The 22,723-nt window shown below is 74.9% G+C and carries 2 protein-coding genes; both read right to left on the reverse strand.

What is annotated here, in order from left to right:
• Complete coding sequence (locus tag E6R18_RS08840) at positions 1 to 14,802, reverse strand: type I polyketide synthase (protein WP_136316289.1); 14,802 nt, start codon at positions 14,800 to 14,802, stop codon at positions 1 to 3.
• Complete coding sequence (locus E6R18_RS08845) at positions 14,799 to 22,364, reverse strand: type I polyketide synthase (protein ID WP_168712305.1); 7,566 nt, start codon at positions 22,362 to 22,364, stop codon at positions 14,799 to 14,801. The genes E6R18_RS08840 and E6R18_RS08845 overlap by 4 nt, the downstream gene beginning before the upstream one ends.
• Positions 22,365 to 22,723: the final 359 nt, after the last annotated feature.

Raw genomic sequence — 22,723 nt, forward strand, 5'->3', positions numbered from 1 at the left:
TCAGCTGTCCAGCTCGTCCAGGAACCGGAAGATCTCGTCGTCGCTCGCCCCGTCGAAGTCGGCGGGGGCGGGGTCCTCCTCCTTGGGCGCCGCGGGTGCCTGGGCGGGGATGACGGGCGTTCCGGTCAGCCGCCCCAGCGCGGCCCGCAGCCGTGTCTCCAGCCGGTCGCGCAGCGCGTCGTCGCCGGCCAGGTCGGGAAGGGTCTCGGCCAGCTGCTCAAGGCCGTTCAGGAGCGGGGCGAGGGCGCGTTCGGCGTCGGACGGCAGGATCTCGTGCAGATGAGCGGCGAGCGAGGCCGGGGCCGGGTAGTCGAAGAGCACGGTCGCCGGCAGGCGCAGGCCGGTCCTCTCGCTGAGCCGGTTGCGCAGTTCGACGGCGCTGAGCGAGTCGAAGCCCATGCCCAGGAAGCCCGCCTCCACGTCGACCAGTTCGGCGTCCGGGTAGGCCAGCACCACCGCCGCCTCCCGGCGCACCAGGTCGAGCAGGGCCCGCTTGCGGGCGGGGCCGGTCAGCGCACCGAACGGGTCGGCCGGTGCGGCTTCCGGCTGCCCGGACCCGCCGCTCGCCCCGGTCGCCGGTGTCCCGGCGGCCGCGACGGTGGGGCGGACCGGGCCGCGCACCAGGCCGCGCAGCATCGCGGGCACCTGCTCCGGCTGCCCGTCCTCGAAGACGCCGAGGGCCGTCCGGGCGGGTACGAGCACCGCCTCGGTGCGGCCGCGCGCCGCGTCGAACAGGGCGAGCGCCTCGGCGGTGGACATCGGTACGAGGCCGCTGCGGGCGAACCGCGCGAAGTCGGCGTCGCTCAGCTTGCCGGTCATGGTGCTCAGCTCGGCCCACGGCCCCCAGCACAGCGAGACCCCGGGCAGCCCCTGGGCCTTGCGGTGACCCGCGAGGGCGTCGAGGAAGGCGTTCGCGGCGGCGTAAGCGGCCTGGCCGGCCCCGCCGAGCGGTGAGGCCAGTGAGGAGAACAGGACGAAGCCGGAGAGACCGGCGTCCGATGTCAGTTCGTGCAGGTTCAGCGCGGCGTCGGCCTTGGGCGCGAGCACCCGGTCGACCTGGTGGGGGGTGAGCGCGGTGACGACTCCGTCGTCGACGACCCCAGCGACGTGCACGACGCCGGTGAGCGGGTGCTCGGCGGGGATGCCGTCGAGCAGCTTCCGCAGGGCGGTGCGGTCGGCGGCGTCGCATGCCTCGATCGTCACCTCGGCGCCCAGGGCGGTGAGTCCGGCGCGCAGCTCGCCCGCCCCGGCGGCGGCCGGGCCGCTGCGGCTGATGAGCAGCAGGTGCCGTACGCCGTGCTCGGTGACCAGGTGCCGGGCGAGCAGCCGGCCGAGCGTGCCGGTGCCGCCGGTGATCAGGGTGGTGCCGGCCGGGTCCCATGCGGCGGGCGTGCTGTCGGCGGGGACCCGGGCGAGCCGGGCGAGGTGCACCCTCCCGTCGTGCAGCAGCAGCTGGGGTTCGTCCCCGGCGAGCGCGGCGGCCAGTGCGCCGCCCGTCGCCGGGTCGTCCACGCCGGTGCCGCCCCCGTGGCCGACGTCGAGGAGGGCGAACCGTCCCGGGTTCTCGGTGATCGCCGCCCGGACCAGTCCGTGGACGGTCGCGGCGGGCAGGTCGGCCGGTCCCCCGTCGTGGCCGGCGGCCACCGCGCCGCGGGTCACCAGGACCAGCCGCGCCCCAGCGAACCGCTCGTCGGCGAGCCAGCCCTGGACCAGTGCGAGGGCCCAGTGGGCGGCGGCCCGCGCGGCCCCGGCGGGTTCTCCCGCGAAGGCGGGTGCGACGGCGAGGACGCGCTCGGGGACGGCCGCCCCGGACTCGGCCAGGGCGTGCAGCGTCGGGTGGTCGTGGAGGGCGACGGCACCGCCCAGCGCGGCCAGTGTGCCGGGTGCGGCTTCGGCGCCGACCGTCGCCCAGGCGGCGTCGCGGGGCGCCGCCCCGGCCGGGACGGGCGTCCACTCGGTGCGCATCAGCGACTCGGTACGCGGGCGGCGCGGCTCGGCCGCGGTCCTCGGGCGGAACGCCAGCGACTCGGCGTGCGCGACCGGGGTGCCGGCCGGGTCCCAGACCTGTACGGACACCGTGTGCTCGGCGAGGTCGTCGAGCCTGACCCGCAGCTGCCGGGCGCCCGAGGTGTGCAGTACGACGTTCTGCCAGGAGAACGGCATCACGCCGGCGTCACCGATCGTGCCCACGGACACCGCCTGGAGCGCCGCGTCGAGGAGGGCCGGGTGCAGTCCGTAGCCGGCCGTGTCGGCGGTGTCGGGCAGCGCGACCTCGGCGAAGACCTCAGGGCCGCGCCGCCAGGCGGCGGTGAGGCCCTGGAACACCGGGCCGTAGTCGCTGCCGTTCGCCGAGAGGCGCGGGTAGAGGCCGTCGAGGCCGATCGGTTCGGCGTCCTCGGGCGGCCACACGGCGGGGGCCGGGACGGCGGGCAGTGTGTCGGGCAGCAGCGTGCCGGTGGCGTGCTTGTGCCACTCGGTCCCGTCACCGGCACGGTCCGGCCGCGCGTACACGTCGAGGGTGCGGGCCCCCGTGGCGTCGGCGGCGCCGACCCGTATCTGCACCTGTGCCGCCGAGCCCTCGGGCAGTGCGAGCGGTGCGTGCAGGGTGAGTTCGCCGACCCGGCCGCAGCCGACCTGGTCGCCCGCCCGGACGGCGAGTTCGAGGTACGCGGTGCCGGGCAGCACCACCGTGCCGTCGATGACGTGGTCGGCCAGCCAGGGCAGCCGGCCCGACGAGAGCAGCGCGGTCAGCACCACGCCGCCCTCGGCGAGCTGGACGGCTCCGCCGAGCATCGGGTGCCCGGGTGCGTCCATGCCCGCCGCCCGTACGTCCCCAGCGGGGTCCGGGGCGTCGAGCCAGTAGGTCTGCCGCTGGAACGGGTAGGTGGGCAGCTCGGCGGACGCGTCGCCGGCCGGCAGGAGGGCCGTCCAGTCGCAGGCGCCGCCGTGCACATGGAGTTCGGTGAGCGCGCCGAGGGCGGTCGCGGTCTCGTCGCGGTCGCGCCGCAGGGCCGCCGCCACCACGCCGGGGGTGTCGCCGGTGCGGCTGTCCGCGGCCATCGCGGCGAGCACGGCGTCCGGCCCGATCTCAAGGAACCGGGTGACGCCCGCCGCCTCCAGGGTGCGGATTCCGTCGGCGAACCGGACGGCTTCACGCAGCTGCCTCACCCAGTACTCGGCCGTGCACAGCTGCTCGGCCGTGGCCGTCTCACCGGTGACGTCGGAGACCAGGGGGATCGTCGGCGGTGCCATCGGAATGTCCCGGACGGTCGCGGCGAACTCCTCCAGCATCGCGTCCATGTGGGGCGAGTGGAACGCGTGGCTGACCCGCAGGTAGGTGGTCTTGTCGCCGAGGCTCTTGAAGTGCTCGACCACGCGGTCGACTTCGGTGGTGTCCCCGGAGACGACGGTGGCCAGCGGCCCGTTGACCGCGGCCACGGCGATCCGGTCCGTACGGTCCGCGAGCAGCGGCCGCACCTCGTCCTCGGCGACGGCGAGGGCGGCCATCGCGCCCCCGGCCGGCACCTGCCCCATCAGCCGGCCGCGCGCCACGACCAGGCGGCACGCGTCGGGCAGGGTGAAGACGCCGGCGAGGTGGGCGGCGGCCAGTTCGCCGATGGAGTGCCCGATGAGGTGGTCGGGCACGACGCCCCAGGAGGTGAAAAGCCGGAACAGCGCGACCTCGACGGCGAACAGCGCCGGCTGGGTGTACGCGGTGCTGTCCAGCAGGTCCGCCTCCGGGCTGCCCGGCGCGGCGAACACGATGTCGCGCAGCGGCCTGGGCAGGTGCAGGTCCACCTGGGCGCAGACCTCGTCGAAGGCGTCGGCGTAGACCGAGTACGTGTCGTACAGCTCGCGGCCCATGCCGGGGCGTTGGGCGCCCTGCCCGGAGAACAGGAACGCGGTGCGGCCGCCGCCGGCGGTGCCGGCTGCGGACGGGGCGTCGGTGCGGCCGTCCAGCCAGTCGTTGAGCCGGTCTTGGAGCGCGTCGCGGTCGGTGCCCCAGCACACCAGGCGGTGTTCGAAGCGGGAACGTGCCGCGAGGCCGCGGCCGATCGCCGCCGCGTCGTGGCCGGGCTCCGCGTCGAGGGCGCCGAGCAGGTTGCGGACCTGGTCGGTCAGCGCGGCGGGGGTGCGGGCGGACAGGGCCCACGGCAGGAGCCGCGGGGCGGGCCCGTCAGCGGCCTCCGGTGCGCCGGACGGGAGCGGCGGTGCGACCGCCGGGCCCTCTTCGACGATCACGTGCACGTTCGTGCCGCTGATCCCGAACGAGGACACCGCGGCGCGGCGCGGCCCGTGGTCGCCGGGCCAGGCCCGTTCGTCGGCGAGGAGCCGTACGGTTCCGGCCGACCAGTCGACGTGCGGGGTGGGCCGGTCGATGTGCAGGGTGCGCGGCATCGTGCCGTGCCGCATCGCCAGTACGGCCTTGATGACCCCGGCGATACCGGAGGCGGCCTGGGTGTGCCCGATGTTCGACTTGACCGAGCCCAGCCACAGCGGCCGGTCCGCGGGCCGGTCCTGGCCGTAGGTGGCGAGGAGCGCCTCCGCCTCGATGGGGTCGCCGAGCGCGGTGCCGGTGCCGTGCGCCTCCGCCAGGTCCACGTCGGCGGCTTCGAGCCCCGCGTCGGCCAGCGCCTGGCGGATCACCCGCTGCTGGGCGAGTCCGTTGGGCGCGGTGAGGCCGTTCGACGCCCCGTCCTGGTTCATCGCGCTGCCCCGGACGACGGCGAGGACGCGGTGGCCGTTGCGGCGGGCGTCGGAGAGCCGTTCCACGAGGACCATGCCGACGCCTTCGGCCCAGCCGGCCCCGTCGGCCTCGGCGGAGAACGCCTTGCAGCGGCCGTCCTCGGAGAGCGCGCCCTGCCGGCTGAACTCGATGAACGTGTACAGCGTCGAGAGCAGGGTCACGCCGCCGGCGAGCGCCATCGTGCTCTCGCCGGAGCGCACGGACTGTGCGGCCAGGTGCAGGGCGACCAGCGAGGACGAGCAGGCGGTGTCCACGGTGACGGCGGGGCCTTCGAGCCCGAAGGTGTAGGCGACCCGGCCCGATGCCACACTGGCCGCGCTGCCGGTGGCGAGCTGGCCCTCGAACTCGCCCGCCGACGCGGCGGCCCGGGGTCCGTAGTCGGTCTGGTTCGCCCCGACGAACACCGCGACCGGGCTGCCCTTCAGCGTCGCCGGGTCGATCCCGGCCCGCTCGAACGCCTCCCAGGAGGTCTCCAGGAGCAGCCGGTGCTGCGGGTCGATGGCCGGTGTCACGCGCGGCGAGATGCCGAAGAACATGGGGTCGAACGCGCCGACGTCGTCCAGGAATCCGCCGCCGCGCGTGTAGTGCGTGCCGGGGTGGTCCGGGTCCGGGTGGTAGCTGCCCGCCAGGTCCCAGCCGCGGTCGGTGGGGAGGCCGGTGACCGCGTCGCGGCCTTCGGACAGCAGCTCCCAGAACTCCTCCGGGGTGCTCACGCCGCCGGGGAAGCGGCAGCTCATCGAGACGATCACCACCGGGTCGTCGTCCACCGCGCCGTCCCGGCCGGTGGCCGGGGCCGACTCGCGTGCGGGCGGCTGCGGCGCGGCGGAAGCCGCGCCGTCCGTGCCGAACAGCTCGGAGAGCAGGTGCCGGGACAGCTGGTGCGCGGTGTTGTGGTCGAAGACGACGGTGACCGGCAGCCGCAGGCCGGTGACCTTGTTGAGCCGGTTGCGCAGCTCGACGGCGGTCAGCGAGTCGAAGCCCAGTTCGCGCAGGGCCCGGTCGGTGTCGAGGCCGTCCGCGTCCGGCAGGCCGAGGACGGCCGCCGCATGAGCGCGTACGAGATCGAGGAGCGCCTGCTGCCGCTCGGCCGGGGAGAGTCCCGCGAGCCGGGCCGCGAGGCCGCCGTCGTCCTGCGGTTCGCCGGACTGCGGCGGCGCGGTCTCCCGGGCCTCCGGGAACTGTTCGAGCACCCGCCCGGCGCGGCCCGCCGTGCACGACGGGCCGAACACCCGCCAGTCCACGTCGGCGACGGCGAGGTAGCCGAGGTCGTGGTCGAGCGCCTGCCGCAGCCCGGAGATCGCCGTCTCCGGCGCCATCAGGGTCACTCCGTCGCGGCGCAGGGAGGCGCCCACCTCACCGGAGGCGAGCCCGACCCGGTCCCAGGCGCCCCAGGCCAGTGAGGTGGCCGGAAGCCCCTCGGCGCGGCGGGCCGAGGCCAGCGCGTCCAGGTAGGCGTTGGCGGCCGCGTAGCTGCCCTGCCCGGGCAGGCCGAGCGTGCCGGCCAGCGAGGAGAACAGGACGAACGCGTCGAGACCGAGGTCCTTCGTCAGCTCGTGCAGATGGTGTGCGGCGACGGTCTTGGGGCGCAGCACCGCCTCGGCCCGCTCCGGGTCGAGCGCGTCGAGCAGGCAGTCGTCGAGGACGGCCGCCGCGTGGACGACGGCGGTCAGCGGGTGCTCGGGGCCGATGCCGTCGAGCAGTTCCCGCAGGGCGGTGCGGTCGGCCACGTCGCAGGCGGCGATGGTGACGCGGGCGCCGAGCCCCGTCAGTCGCCGGGTCAGCTCGGCTGCTCCGGGGGCCTGTTGGCCGCGCCTGCTGGTCAGCAGCAGGTGCTGGGCGCCGTTCGCCGCGAGCCAGGCGGCGATCTCGGCGCCGATGCCGCCCGTGCCGCCGGTGACCAGGACGGTGCCGCAGGGGCGCCAGTCGCGTACGGGGGTGTGGCCGGCCAGCTTCTTGCGGGCGAGCCGGCGCACGTAGAGCCCGCCCGTCCGCACCGCGATCTGGTCCTCGCCGCCGGGGGCGCCGAGCCCGCGCACCAGCCGCTCCCCGGCCCGCTCGTCCGCGTCGGCGGGCAGGTCGATCAGGCCGCCGAACCGCTGCGGGTACTCCAGGGCGGCGATCCGGCCCATTCCCCACAGCAGGGCCTGCTCGGGCACGGGGGCCCGGTCGGAGCGTCCGACGCCGACCGCGCCCCGGGTGGCGATCCACAGCGGCGCCGCGATCCCGGCGTCACCGAGTGCCTGGACGACCAGCACCGCCCGGTCCAGGTCCTGCTGGTCCGGGTCGGCCCCGTCGTGGTCCGCCCGGTCGCGGAGCGCGAGCAGGGACAGGACGCCGGTGGCCTCCGCCGCGCCGTCACGCAGCCGCGCGGCCAGCCGGGCCCGGTCGTCGCCCTCGTCCACGTCGAGCACGGTGACGTCGGCGCCGTACGCCGTGAGCGCCTGCCGGGCCCGTTCCTGCCAGGCGTGACGGCCACCGGCCGGGGCGAGCAGCAGCCAGCGGGAGCCGTCGATGCGCGGCGTCACGCCCCGGGCGAGGGGCTGCCACTCGACGTCGTAGCGCCACGCGTCCAGTGCGGAGTCCTGGCGCCGCCGGCGCCGCCAGCCGGCGAGTACGGGAAGCACCGGCTCCAGTGCGGCGGGGTCCTCGACCCCGAGCGTTCCGGCGACCGCCTGCGGGTCCTCGCTCTCGACGGCCGCCCAGAACGCGGCGTCGGCGGGGTCCTGCGCGCTCTCACCGGAGCCCGTCCGCTCCTGATCCTCCAGCCAGTAGTGGCTGCGCTGGAAGGCGTACGTGGGCAGGTCGACCGGCGCCGGGGGCGTGCCCGGGAAGGCGGCCGTCCAGTCGATGTCCACCCCACGGACCCACAGCTCCGCCGCACTGGCCAGGAACCGGTCGAGGCCGCCGTCGTCGCGTCGCAGCGATCCGGTGACCACGCTCTCCTCGGCCAGCTCCTCGACCGCGGCGGAGAGCACGGGGTGCGAGGAGACCTCCACGAACACGCCGTAACCGTCCGCCGACAGCTTCTCGACCGCCTCGGCGAAGCGGACCCGCGAACGCAGGTTCGTGAACCAGTAGCCGCCGTCCATCACCGAGCCGTCGATGAACTCACCCGTCACCGTCGACAGAAGCGGAATCGTGCCCGCACGCGGAGTGATACCCGCCAGCGCATCGGCCAGTTCGGACCGCAGGACGTCCATCGACGCCGAGTGCGAGGCGTAGTCCACCGCGATCCGGCGCGCCCGCAGTCCCAGCTCGCGGCAGGCCGCGACCACCTCCTCGACCCCGGCGACCTCACCGGATACGACCACCTGCGAGGGGCCGTTGACCGCGGCGACGGACACCCGGTCGCCCCACGGGGCGAGGATCTCCTCGACCCGGGCGACGCCCGCGCCGACCGAGGCCATCGTGCCCGCACCACTGGCCAGCTCCGCGATGGCGCGGCTGCGCAGGCAGGCGACCCGCAGCGCGTCCTCCAGGGACAGCACGCCGGCCACGTACGCGGCGGCGATCTCGCCCTGCGAGTGACCCACCACGGCGGCCGGTACGACGCCGTACGACTGCCAGACGGCCGCCAGGCCCACCATCACCACGAAGGACGCGGGCTGGACCACATCCACACGTTCCAGAGGAGGCGCGTCCGCGCTGCCGCGCAGGACAGCGGTGACCGACCAGTCCACCAGCCCCGCCATCGCGGCCTCGCACTCCGCCACGACCCCCGCGAACACCGGGGACTCATCCAGCAACCGGGCGCCCATCGACGCCCACTGCGCGCCCTGGCCCGGGAACACGAACACCGGCCGGCCCACCGGACCGGTCACGCCGGACACCACGCCGGCCGCAGGCTCACCCTCGGCCAGAGCCCCGAGCCCGGCCGCGTACGTACCGAGCACCACGGCCCGGTGCTCGAACCGTGCCCGGGTCGTCGCCAGCGACCAGCCCACCGACACCGGATCGGCGTCGGCCAGCGCACCCAGCGCCGCCGCCTGACCCCGCAGCCCGGCCGCGCCCCGCGCCGACAACAGCCACGGCACCACGGGCGGGACCGGGCCCTTCGTCGCGGGGATCTCCTCGCGGGGCGCCTCCTCCAGGATGACGTGCGCGTTGGTCCCGCTGATCCCGAACGCCGACACACCCGCACGCCTCGGCTGCTCGCCGCGCGGCCACTCACGGGCCTCGGACAGCAGCTCCACCGCACCGGCCGACCAGTCCACATGCGACGACGGCGTGCCGACGTGCAGCGACTTCGGCATCAGGCCGTGCCGCATCGCCAGCACCATCTTCATGACACCCGCGGCACCCGCCGCGAGCTGGGTGTGGCCGATGTTCGACTTCACCGAACCCAGCCACAGCGGCCGGTCCTCGGGCCGGTCCTGCCCGTAGGTGGCGAGCACGGCCTGCGCCTCGATCGGATCGCCCAGCGCGGTGCCCGTACCGTGCGCCTCCACCACGTCGACCTCGGCCGACGCGACGCCCGCGTTCGCCAGGGCCTGCCGGATCACCCGCTGCTGGGCGGGGCCGCTGGGGGCGGTGAGACCGTTGGACGCGCCGTCCTGGTTCATCGCGCTGCCGCGGACGACTGCCAGTACGTGGTGCCCGTTGCGCCGGGCGTCCGAGAGCCGTTCCAGGAGCAGGACGCCGACGCCCTCCGCGAGGCCCATGCCGTCCGCGTCGTCGGAGAACGCCTTGCTCCGGCCGTCCTCCGCGAGCGCGCGCTGCCGGCTGAAGCCGACGAAGCCCGTGGGCTCCGCGGCGATCGTGGCGCCTCCGGTGAGCGCGAGCGAGCACTCGCCCGACCGCAGCGACTGCGCCGCCAGGTGCAGGGCCACCAGGGCCGAGGAGCATCCGGTGTCCACGCTGACGGCGGGGCCGTCGAGGCCCAGCACGTACGAGATGCGCCCCGAGGCGATGTTGGTGACCGTCCCGGTGATCAGGTGGCCCTCCACCCCTTCCGGGACCTGCCGCAGGTTCGTGCCGTAACCGTCGTTCCCGACGCCGAGGAAGACCCCGCAGGCGCTGCCGCGCAGGCTGTGCGGGTCGATCCGGCCGTGCTCGATCGCCTCCCACGACGTCTCCAGGAGCAGCCGCTGCTGCGGGTCCATGGCCAGTGCCTCGCGCGGCGAGATCCCGAAGAACCCGGCATCGAAGTGGCCCGCGTCCCGGACGAATCCGCCGGTACGGGCATACGTGCGCCCCGCCTCGTCCGGGTCCGGGCTGTAGAGTCCCGTGAGGTCCCATCCCCGGTCGCCGGGGAAGGCGGAGACGGCGTCGCCGCCTTCCCCGAGCAGCCTCCACAGGTCGTCCGGTCCGCTGATCCCGCCCGGGAGCCGGCACCCCATGCCGATGATCGCGATCGGGTCGTCCCCGGTCGCCGGGCCGATGGCCGCGACGGGCGACGCCGCAACGTCCGTGCCTGCCTCCTCGCCCGCACCGAGCAGGGCCGTGAGCAGGTGCTGTACGAGGCGGTCGACGTCCGGGTGGTCGAAGACGAGGGTGGTGGGGAGCTTCAGACCGGTGGCGGTACGCAGCGAGTTGCGCAGTTCGACCGCGAGCAGCGAGTCGAAGCCGAGGTCGCGGAACGACCGCGCGTTCTCCAGGGCGTCCGACGAGGCGTGCCCGAGCACGTGCGAGACGTGGGTACGCACCAGATCGCGCAGCAGGCGCTCCTGCGCGTCGGGGGCCAGCGGGCGCAGCCGCTCCAGCAGCGGGTTCTCCTCGGCCGCCGACGCTTCGCCTTCCGCCAGGGCGGCCCTGACCTCCGGGATCTCGTCGAGCAGCGGGCGCCGGCGCGCGGCGGTGAAGACGCGGCTGAAGTCCGCCCAGTCGACGTCGCCGATGACGATGAACTCCTCGTCGTCGGCCATCGCCTGGCGCAGCCCGGCCATCGCGGTCCGCGGGTCCATGAACCGCATGCCGTACCAGTTCAGGGAGCTGGACTCGGCCGCGGCCTCGCCCATGCCGTCGTCGGCGGACCACAGGCCCCAGTAGATCGTCGTCCCGGTGCGGCCACGGGCGCGCCGGTTCCGGGTGACCGAGTCGAGATAGGCGTTGCCCGCCGAGTACGAGCCGTGGTCGCCCGCGCCCCACAGTCCGGCCACGGACGAGTAGAGCAGGAAGGCGTCCAGGTCCCGGTCGAAGAGCCGGTCGAGGTTGGCCGTGCCGACCAGCTTGGCCGCCGCGCCGTCCTCGAACGCCGCGAGTTCCACGTCCCGGAGCGAGTCGAAGCGGCTCACCCCCGCGCAGTGCACCACGGTCCTGATCGGCGGCGCCCCGTCGGCTTCCACGTCCGCGACGAGCCCGGCCAGCGCCTCGTAGTCGCAGACATCGACTGCGGCGACCGTCACCCGGGGGCCCATCGCCCGCAGCTCGTCGGCGAGTTCACCGGCGCCGGGCGCGTCGGGGCCGCTCCGGGAGACGAGCACCAGGTGCTCGGCGCCGCACGTCGCGAGCCAGCGCGCCGTGTGCGCGGCGAGGCCGCCGGTGCCCCCGGTGATCAGGGCGGCGCCGCTCGTCCGGAAGGCCGGCGCGGACGCGTCCCGGCGCGGGTCGCGCCGCAGCCGGCGCAGCAGCGCCTCACCGGAGCGGATCGCGACCTGGTCCTCGTGGTCGCCGGCGCTCAGGGCGTCGGTCAGCAGGCCGGCGTCGTCAGCCGTCAGCTCTGCCGGCAGGTCGATCACACCGCCCCACGCCTGCGGGTGTTCCAGGCCGAAGACCAGCCCCAGGCCCCACGTGCTGCTCTGCTCCGGGTGACCCACGCGGTCCGCGGGGCCGGCCGAGACCGCGTCCCGGGTGCACAGCCACAGCGGTACGGGCTCCTCCCGCTCCGCCACGGCCTGCATCACCAGGAGGTTCAGAGCGAGCCCCGCGCTCAGCCCGGGACGCTCGGGGTGCGCCTGCTCGTCCAGCGCGAGCAGCGACAGCACACCGGCCGCCCCCGCGTGCGCGGCCAGCGCCTCCGCCACCTGACGCCGGTCGTGCCCGGCGTCCAGCACCACAGGTACGACCTCGGCCCCGCGCCCACGAAGACCCTCGGTGACCAGCGCGACGGTGTCACCGCCCTGCTGGGCCGCCGAACTCACCACGACCCAGGTGCCGGACAGCCGCGCACCCGTGCGGACGGTACGCGGCAGCCATTCGATGTCGTAGCGCCACGTGTCCAGCACCGCATGCGCGGTCCGGCGCTCGCGCCACCCGTCGAGCGCGGGCAGTACGGCGCTCAGGGGCGCGTCCTCGGGGAGGCCCAGTTCGCCGGCGAGCGCACCGGTGTCGCCCCCGCGAACGGCTGCCCAGAACTCGGCGTCGACAGGGTCCTGCGCGCTCTCGCCGGAGCCCGCCTGCTCCTGATCCTCCAGCCAGTAGTGGCTGCGCTGGAAGGCGTACGTGGGCAGGGCGACCGGCGCCGGGGGCGAGTCCGGGAAGGCGGCCGTCCAGTCGACGTCCACGCCACGGACCCACAGCTCCGCCACACCCGCCAGGAACCGGTCCAAGCCGCCATCATCGCGTCGCAGCGAACCGGTGACCACGGACTCGTCCGCGATCTCCTGGACGGCTGCCGACAGCACCGGGTGCGAGGAGACCTCCACGAACACGCCGTAACCCTCGGCCGCCAGCTTCTCGATCGCCTCCGCGAAACGAACCTGGGAGCGGAGATTGGTCACCCAGTAGTCGGCGTCCATCCCGGAGCCGTCGATGAACTCACCCGTCACCGTCGACAGAAGCGGAATCGTGCCCGCACGCGGAGTGATACCCGCCAGGCTCGTGGCCAGCTCGTCGTGCAGTACGTCCATGGCCGGCGAGTGCGACGCGTAATCCACCGCGATACGACGAGCCCGCAACCCCAACTCCACGCACCGGGCAACAGCCTCCTCCACGGCAGCGACCTCACCCGAGACCACCACCTGCGAAGGACCATTCACCGCAGCAACCGACACCCGACCACCCCAGGCGGAAAGAATCTCCTCCACCTGGACGACACCGGCACCGACCGACGCCATCGTCCCGGCCCCGCTCGCCAACCCGGCAATCGCCCCACTGCGCACGCAGACCACCCGCAGCGCATCCTCCAGCGACAACGCCCCCGCCACATACGCGGCAGCGATCTCCCCCTGCGAGTGACCCACCACAGCCGCCGGCACGACACCGAACGACCGCCACACCGCCGCCAAACCCACCATCACCACGAACGAAGCCGGCTGAACCACATCGACCCGCTCCAAGGACACAGCCCCGCGCAGCACATCGGTGACCGACCAATCCACCAACCCGGACATCGCGGCCTCACACTCGGCCACAACCCCCGCGAACACCGGCGACTCATCCAGCAACCGGGCACCCATCGACACCCACTGCGCCCCCTGCCCCGGAAACACGAACACCGACCGACCCACCGGACCAGCCACGCCCGACACCACACCAGCCGACGGCTCACCGCCCGCCAACGCGCCCAACCCGGCCCCGTACACACCCAGCACCACAGCCCGGTGCTCGAACCGCGCACGCGTCGTCGCCAACGACCACCCCACCGACACCGGATCAGCGCCGGCCAGCACACCCAGCGCCTCCGCCTGACCCCGCAGCGCAGCCGCACCCCGCGCCGACAGCAACCACGGCACCACCGACGACGACACCGAAGGCACCGGCTCCGTAACCTCCGGAGCAGCAGGCGCCTCCTCCACGATGACGTGCGCGTTCGTCCCGCTGATTCCGAACGCGGACACACCCGCCCGTCGCGGACGGTCCTCCTGGCCCGGCCACTCCCGCGCCTCGGCCAGCAGCTCCACCGCACCCGCCGACCAGTCCACATGCGACGACGGCGTGCCCACGTGCAGCGACTTCGGCATCACACCGTGCCGCATCGCCAGCACCATCTTCATGACGCCCGCGACACCGGCGGCGGCCTGGGTGTGGCCGATGTTCGACTTCACCGAACCCAGCCACAGCGGACGGTCCTCGGGCCGGTTCCGGCCGTACGTCGCCAGCAGCGCCTGGGCCTCGATCGGGTCACCGAGTGTCGTGCCCGTGCCGTGCGCCTCCACCACGTCGACCTCGGCCGCCGCCACGCCCGCGTTCGCCAGCGCCTGCCGGATCACCCGCTGCTGTGCCGGACCGCTGGGGGCGGTCATGCCGTTGGACGCGCCGTCCTGGTTCACGGCGGAGCCGCGGAGGACCGCCAGGATCTGGTGGCCGTTGCGCTGGGCGTCCGACAGGCGTTCCAGGAGCAGGACGCCGACGCCCTCGCCCCAGCCGGTCCCGTCCGCGTCGTCCGAGAACGCCTTGACCCGGCCGTCCTCGGCGAGCCCCGACTGCCTGCTGAACTCGGTGAAGTTGAGCGGATGGCCCATCACCGCGGCGGCACCGGCCAGCGCGAGGTCGCAGTCGTCGTCGCGCAGGGCCCGGATCGCCAGGTGCAGGGCCACCAGGGCCGAGGAGCAGCCCGTGTCGATGGTGACGGCGGGCCCTTCCAGGCCCAGGGTGTAGGCGATCCGGCCGGACATCACGGAGTCGTGGCTGCCGGTCAGCAGGTGGCCCTCGACGCCCTCGGGCACCGCCCGTACGCCGGCGCCGTAGCCCGCGTTGCTCGCACCGACGAAGACGCCCGCGCGCTCGCCGGTCAGGCTCTCGGGGTCCATGCCGGCCCGCTCGATCGCCTCCCACGACGTCTCCAGGAGCAGCCGCTGCTGCGGGTCCATGGCCAGTGCCTCGCGCGGCGAGATCCCGAAGAACCCGGCGTCGAATTCGGCGGCGCGGGCCAGGAACGCCCCGCGCCTGGTGTAGCTGGTGCCGGGGTGCTCGGGGTCGGGGTGGTACAGCGCGTCCAGGTCCCAGCCCCGGTCATCGGGCATCGCGCCGACGACGTCGGCGGCGGACTCGACCAGCTCCCAGTACTTCTCGGGAGTGTCGGCGCCGCCGGGGAAGCGGCAGCTCATCGCGACGATCGCGATGGGCTCGGTCTGCTTGTCCTCCAGCTCCCGGACCCTTTTACGGCTGGTTCGCAGCTCGGCAGTGAGTCGGTTCAGGTACTCCCGCAGCCGCTGTTCGGTCGCGTCGCCGCTCATCTGATACCCAACTCCCGGTCGATCAGGTCGAAGATCTCGTCGTTCGAAGCCGCCGTCAGGTCGTCGTCGGCCTGTTCGCCGGCCGTGGTGTACTCGGCCGGCTCCACCCGGCGCAACAGGGCGCGCAGTCGGTCGGCCAGGCCGAGGCGGTCGCGCTCCTCGTCCGGCAGGGCGGACAACCGGGCTTCCACACGGTCCAGTTCGGCCAATACGTCGTCGGCCCCACCGAACAGCTCGTCGCTCAAATGCTGGACGAGCGCGACCGGAGTGGGGTGGTCGTAGATGAGGGACGCGGGCAGCCTGAGGCCGGTCGCGGTGCCCAGCCGGTTGCGGAACTCGAGCGCGGTGAGGGAGTCGAAGCCGAGTTCCTTGAAGGTCGAGCGCGGTCGCACGCTCTGCGGTCCGTCGGCCTTGAGCACGACGGCGGCCTCGCCCGTGACCAGGTCCGTCAGGGCGCTCTCCCGCTCCTGGGCGGGCAGCCCGGCGAGCCGGTCCGCGAGCGCCGACGAGGGCTCGGGCGCCGGCTCGGCACCGTCCGTGTACGAGCGCGGCACCGGCTGCGCGGCGGCCTGCTGTACGGGGCTGAGCTCGGCGACGAGGCGGCGGTCCCGCGTCATCGTGTACAGCGGCAGGAAGCGGGCCAGGTCGAAGTCGGCGACGGCGACGGTCGTGTCGCCCTGCCCCACCGCGCGGGCGAGTGCCCGGACCGCCCGCTCGGGCGTCATGAGACGTACGCCGCGCCGCGCGAACAGATCGGCGGCGTCCCCCTCGGACATCCCGCCGTCCCAGGCGCCCCAGGCGACGGACGTGGCCACCGCGCCCCGGGCGCGCCGCTCGGCGGCGAACGCGTCCAGGTAGGCGTTGGCGGCGGCGTACCCGGCCTTGCCCACGTCGCCCCAGATGCCGGCCCCGGACGAGAACAGGACGAAGGCGTCCAGGTCCAGGTCCGCGGTGAGGGCGTCCAGGTTGCGGGCGCCCGCCACCTTCGCCCGCAGCACCCGGGCGAGTTCGGCGGTGGACAGGTCGCCGACCGGGGTCTCGGGGTGGGTGGTCCCGGCGGCGTGCACGACGGCGGTCAGCGGCCGTTCGGCGTCGATCGTGGCGAGGAGGGCGGCGAGCCGGTCCGCGTCGGCGGCGTCGCAGGCCGCGACGGTCACCTGTGCGCCGAGTGCGGTCAGTTCGGCGGTCAGCTCCTCGGTACCCGGCGCGTCCGGGCCGAGGCGGCTGGTCAGGATCAGGCGGGCCGCTCCGTTACGGGCGGCCCAGCGCGCCACGTGGGCGCCCAGGACGCCGGTGCCGCCGGTGATCAGTACGGTGCCGCGCGGCCGCCACGGCTCAGCGTCCGGCGCGGGGGCGTGGACGAGTCTTCGGGCGTACACGGCGTCGTCGCGTACGGCCACCTCGTGCTCGCCGGTGGTCCCGGACAGGACCGTCGCGAGGTGCGGGAGGCTGTCCTCGCCGAGGTCGTGCGGCAGGTCCACGAGGCCGCAGGCGCGGTCGGCCTCCTCAAGGCCGAGCACCACGCCCAGGCCCCACACCTGCGCCTGGAGGGGCGCGCGGACCGTGTCGTCGGGTGCGGTGCCGACCGCGCCCGACGTGGCCAGCCACAGCGGGGCGCCGGGAGCACGCCCGGCCAGGGCCCGCACCGCGGCGACGGTGCCGGCGAGGCCGGCGAGGCCGGCGGTGGCCCCGGGCTCGTCGTCGCACGGCCGCTCGTCCAGGGCGGCCAGCGACAGGATGCCGTCGATCCGGTCCGGCAGCGCGACGTCCTCGCGCGCCAGGTCGTCCACGCCGACGGCATGGGGGGTGGCGCCGTGCCGGGCGAGGCCCGTCAGCACCGTCTTCACGAGGCCGTCGCGCGCCGGGCTCTGCGGGGTGACCACCAGCCAGTCGCCGGTGAGCGCGGGCTCCCCGGTGTCCGGCACGGGGGTCCAGTCGACGCGGTAGCGCCAGCTGTCGATGACGGCGGTCTCCTGGCGCGCGGCGGCCCGGGCGGGTGCTTCGAGCCAGTGGCGGCGGCGCCGGAACGGGTACGTGGGCAGGTCGGCCGCGGGCCGCGCGGACCCCCCGGTGAACGCGGGGCCGAAGTCGACGGGGGCGCCGCGCACCCATGCCTCGGCGAGCGAGAGGAGCATGCGGTCGGGCCCGCCGTCGTTCCGCCGCAGCGAGCCCACGGCGCAGGCGTCGCCGTGCTCGGCCAGGGTCTCCTCGGTCGCGGCGAGCAGCACCGGGTGCGGGCTGCACTCCACGAAGAGCCCGTGGCCCTGCCCGGCGAGCGCCCGCACGGCCTCGGCGAACCGCACGGGGCGGCGCAGGTTCGTGCCCCAGTAGGCGGCGTCGAGCGCCGGGGAATCGATCCAGTCGGCGGTGACGGTGGAGAAGAACGGCACCTGCGGCGTGCGGGGCCGGACCGGGGCGAGCAGTGCGCCCAGTTCGTCGAGGATCTCCTCGACGTGCGCGGAGTGCGAGGCGTAGTCGACGGGGATCATCCGCACCCGTACGCCGCGCTCCTGGCAGTCGCGGCTCACGTCATCGAGGGCGGCGGGGTCTCCGGAGAGCACCACCATGCCGGGCCCGTTGACGGCGGCGACCGACAGCCGCCCGTCGAACCGGGACACCAGGGCGTCGGCCTCTTCCTCGGGCACCGCGACGATGGCCATGGCGCCGCGTCCCGCCAGCGCGGTCAGCGCCTTGCTGCGCAGGCACACCACCCGCGCCGCATCCTCCAGCGACAGCGCCCCGGCCACGCAGGCGGCGGCGATCTCGCCCTGCGAGTGCCCGACCACGGCGGCCGGTTCGATCCCGTACGAGCGCCATACGGCGGCCAGCGCGACCATCACGGCGAACGACGCGGGCTGCACCACGTCCACCCGCTCCAGCGACGCGGCCCCCTCCGCGCCCCGCAGCACATCGGTCAGCGACCAGTCGACGTACGCCGACAGCGCCTCCTCGCACTCGGCGACGGCCCGCGCGAACACCTCGGAGCCCTCCAGCAGACCTGCGCCCATGCCGGCCCACTGCGCACCCTGCCCGGGGAAGACGAACACGGTCCGCCCCAGCGGTCCCGCGAGCCCGGACACCACGTACGCGCACGGCTCACCGGCCGCCAGGGCCCGCAACCCCTCCTCGTGGCCGCCCACGACCACGGCCCGGTGCTCGAACCAGGTCCGGGCCGTCGCCAGTTCCCGCCCCACCGCCGCCGGTTCGGCGCCGCCGTCCGGCCAGGCGCCCAGCGCCGCCGCCTGGTCGCGCAGGACCTGCGCGTCCCGGGCCGACAGCAGCCACGGCACGACGGGCGAACCGCCTGCGGCCGGTTCCGCCACGGGCACGGGCCGAAGCTCCGGGGCCTGCTCCAGGATGACGTGCGCGTTGGTGCCGCTGATGCCGAACGCGGAGACAGCGGCCCGGCGCGGCCGGTCCGTGTCCGGCCAGGGCCGGGATTCGGCGAGCAGGCGGACGCCGCCCGCCTCCCAGTCCACCCGCGAGGTGGGTTCGGCCACGTGCAGGGTGCCCGGCAGGGTGCCGTGCCGCAGCGCCTGCACCATCTTGATCACGCCGACGACGCCGGCCGCCGCCTGGGTGTGGCCCACGTTGGACTTGACCGAGCCGAGCCACAGCGGTCGCTCGGCCGGCCGGCCTTCGCCGTACGTCGCGATGAGCGCCTGGGCCTCGATCGGGTCGCCGAGCCGGGTGCCGGTGCCGTGCGCCTCGACGGCGTCCACGTCCGCCGCGTCGAGGCCGGCCCGGCCCAGCGCCTGGCGGATCACCCGCTGCTGGGACAGGCCGTTGGGCGCGGTCAGCCCGTTCGACGCGCCGTCCTGGTTGATGGCGCTGCCGCGTACGAGGGCCAGCACCCGGTGCCCGTTGCGGCGGGCGTCGGACAGCCGCTCCACCAGGAGCACGCCGACGCCCTCGGCCATGCCGAAGCCGTCCGCGCCCTCGGCGAACGCGCGGCAGCGGCCGTCGGCGGACAGCGCGCGAAGCCGGCTGAAGCTGATCAGCGAGGCGGGCGTCGGGGTCACCGACACCCCGGCGACCAGGGCGAGTCCGCACTCGCCCGAGGCCAGCGACTGGGCTGCCATGTGCAGGGCGACCAGGGAGCCGGAGCAGGCCGTGTCGATGCTGACGGCGGGCCCGGTGAAGCCGAAGTGGTAGGCGAGCCGGCCGGAGGCGACGCTCGGCGCGCCGCCGGTGACCTGGTAGCCCACCAGCTCGTCCGGCAGGCTGTCCGAACTGACGTAGTCCGAGGGCATCACGCCCGCGAACACGCCGGTGTCACTGCCCTTGAGGTCGTCCGGGAGCAGCCCGGCGTTCTCGAACGCCGCCCAGGCGGTCTGCATCAGCAGCCGCTGCTGCGGGTCCATGGCCAGCGCCTCGCGGGCGGAGATGCCGAAGAACTCGTGGTCGAACTCGGCGGCCGTGCCCAGGAATCCGCCGGCCCGCACATAGCTGGTGCCGGGCCGGTCCGGGTCGGGGTCGTACAGCGCGTCGACGTCCCAGCCCCGGTCGGCGGGGAGCGGGCCGATGGCGTCGCCCCCGGCCACGAGGAGCTTCCACAGCGCGTCCGGGCCGTCCACCTCGCCGGGCAGGCGGCACGCCATGCCGACGATGGCGAGCGGTTCGTCCGCGGCCGTACGGACCGGCTCGGGCGCGGCGGGTGCCACGGGCCTGCCGTGCACCGCCTCCAGCAGGTACGCGGCCAGCCGTTCCGGGGTGGGGTGGTCGAACAGCACGGTGCCCGGCAGGTCGACGGCCAGGTCGGTGGCGACCCGCCCGCTCAGCCGGAGCAGCGACTGCGAGTCGAACCCGATGTCCTTGAACGGTGTCCGGGCCGGGACCGCTTCGGCTTCCTCGTATCCGAGCACGGCGGCCGCCCGCGTCCGGACCAGGTCCAGCAGGACGAGCAGCCGCTCGTCCTGCGTACGGGCCGCGGCGAGGCGTGCGGCGGCCGCGCTGGTCACGACCTCCTCGCCGGTGGCCGGCTCGGCGGCGGTGTCGAACCAGTGGCGCCGCCGCTGGAAGGCGTAGGTGGGCAGGTCCACGGTGGCCGGTGCGGGCCCCGGGAAGAGGGCCGTCCAGTCGACGTCGACGCCGTCCGTCCACAGGCGGGCCAGAGCCGTGACGGCGGTGACGGGTTCGGCCTGTTTGCGGCTCAGCGCCGCCACGGCGAGGGCGCCCTCGCGGGTCTCGCCGATCGCGCCCACGAGCCCGGCGTCCGGGCCCAGTTCCATGAACCGGGTGACGCCGAGGGACGCGAGACGGGTGAGGGCGTCCGCGAAGCGGACGGTGCCGCGTACCTGGTCGGCCCAGTAGGACGCGGTGAACTCGGTGACCGGCTCGGCGGTGAGGGTGGAGACGATCGGGATGCGCGGGGTTCCGTACGTCAACTCGCTTGCGGCGGAAGCGAATTCGGACAGCATGGGGTCCATCAGCGACGAGTGGAACGCGTGGCTGACGTCCAGCCGGCGGCCCTGGTGGTCGGTGAGCTGTGCGGCCACCGCTTCCACGGCCTCCCGCGCACCGGAGACGACGACCTGGCCGGGGGCGTTCACGGCAGCCACCGAGGCGCCGTCCACCAGCAGCGGGGTGACCTCGTCCGGCGTGGCCCGTAGCGCCCACATCGCACCGCCGGCCGGAAGCGCCTGCATCAGACCGGCACGGGCAGCGACCAACCGGCACGCGTCCGCGAGGGAGAAGACCCCGGCGACATGCGCGGCGGCCAGCTCACCCACCGAATGCCCGACCAGGTAGTCCGGGCGCACCCCCCACGACTCCACCAGTCGGAAAAGGGCCACCTCAACCGCGAACAACGCCGGCTGCGCCCAACCGGTGCTCTTCAACGCCTCCGCATCGGTGAACATCACCTCACGCAGCCCGTCGAAGTGCCCGCACACCTCGTCCAGCGCCGCCGCGAACACCGGGAACGCCTCCGCCAACTCCCGGCCCATACCGACGCGCTGACCACCCTGACCCGAGAACACGAACCCGGTCAGGCCGTCGCCGGCCACCCCCGAGACGGTCTGCGGCAGCCACTCGCCCTGGGCCAGCGCCTCAAGACCGGCGTCCAGGTCGTCGGTGTCACCGCCCACCACCACGGCGCGGTGCTCGAACCGGGTCCGGGTCGTCACCAGCGACCAGCCCACCTCGCACGGGTCTGCCGCGCCCACCGCCGGGCGCAGCGCCGCGGCCTGCCCTCGCAGTGCGGCGGCGCTGCGGCCGGACAGCACCCAGGGCACCAGCGGCATCCTGGCCGGGGGCGTGGCCGGGGCGGCGGGCGCGGGGGCCGGGGCCTGTGAGAGGACCAGGTGGCAGTTGGTGCCGCCCATGCCGAAGGAGCTGACCCCGGCGATCCGGGGGCGGTCGGTGTCGGGCCACTCGGTGGGGTCGCCGACGACCCGCAGGTTCAGTTCGGCGAGCGGAATGGCGGGGTTGGGTTCCTCGAAGTCGAGGCTTGCGGGGATGTGGCCGTGCGACAGGGCCAGCACGGTTTTGAGCAGCCCGGCCGCTCCGGCAGCGGCCTCCAGGTGTCCCAGGTTCGTCTTGACCGAGCCGACCAGCAGCGGGTGTGCGGCGTCGCGGGCGCTGCCGAGCACCGCGCCGAGGGCGGCCGCCTCGACCGGGTCGCCCACCGGGGTGCCGGTGCCGTGGAGTTCGACGTACTGCACGGACTCCGGCGCGACGCCGGCCGACGCGTACGCCTGTCGCAGGACCTCGGCCTGGGCGTGGCGGCTGGGGGTGGTGAGCTGTTCGGCGGCGCCGTCGTGGTTGACGGCGCCGCCGTGGAGCACGCCGTAGACGCGGTCGCCCGCGGCGATGGCGTCCGGGAGCAGCCGCAGGACGAGGGCGACGCCGCCCTCGCCGCGTACGAAGCCGTTGGCCCGGTGGTCGAAGGTGTAGCAGCGGCCGTCCGGGGACAGGCCCCCGAACTCCTCGGCGAGCGCGCCGGTTCCGGGTGCCAGGTTGAGGTTCACCCCGCCGGCGAGGGCGAGGGTGCTCTCGCCGCGTCGCAGGCTCTCCATGGCGGTGTGCACGGCGACCAGCGAGGACGCCTGGCCGGTGTCGATGACGAGGCTGGGGCCGCGCAGTCCGAGGGTGTGCGAGACCCGGTTGGCGATGACGCCGCGGCTGAGCCCGGCCATCGCGTGGTGGTTGAGCGCGGCGCGGCCGGCCTCGGCGGCCAGCAGGGCGTAGTCGTCGCGCATCGCGCCGACGAACACTCCGGTCGCGCTGCCGGACAGCTCGCCGGCGACGATCCGGGCGTCCTCGAACGCCTCCCAGGCGAGTTCGAGCATCAGCCGCTGCTGGGGGTCGAGCACGCCCGCCTCGCGGGGGGTGATCCCGAAGAAGCCGGCGTCGAACCGGTCGGCTCCCTCGATGAAGCCGCCCCGGTCCCCTCCGGCCGGCTCCCCTCCGGCCGGCTCCCGTCCGGCCGGGACGCGGCCGACCGCACTGCGCCCCTCGGTGAGCAGCCGCCAGAAGGCGTCCGGGTCGGCCGCGCCGGGCAGCCGGCAGGAGACACCGACGATCGCCACCGGCTGATCGCCGGCGCGGGAGGATTTCACGGGTCGCGAGGTGTCCATGTGACGTACTGCCCTTCCGCTCTGTGCCGTGCTGTTCCGCGATCTCGGTGAACCCGGTCCCGGGCGCCTGGGCCCTGTCGTCGAATTCCCGTCTGCCGCGCGGCCCGCCCTCCGGGCGAACGACGCGAATTCGACGACGGGACCTACGCCGCATCGCCCTCGTGGGCGCGCGGGCGGCGTGTTCGCGTGGTGGCGAGCGCTTCCCGGTGGGGGCGGCCGGGCACGTCTCATGCCGCGCCCAGATGAACACGGACGCACGGGCTCGTCCCGATGGGTCCGGGGGTTTCTAGGTGTTCACTCAGATCCCGTCGCAACGACCCGTCGGGCGGGCGTGCAGCGCT

The organism is Streptomyces sp. A1277 (assembly GCF_004795015.1).
GTDB lineage: Bacteria > Actinomycetota > Actinomycetes > Streptomycetales > Streptomycetaceae > Streptomyces.

Bases quoted from the DNA above. Each gene is read 5' to 3' on its own strand.
- E6R18_RS08840 (WP_136316289.1), bottom strand. From the start codon at position 14,802: ATGAGCGGCGACGCGACCGAACAGCGGCTGCGGGAGTACCTGAACCGA.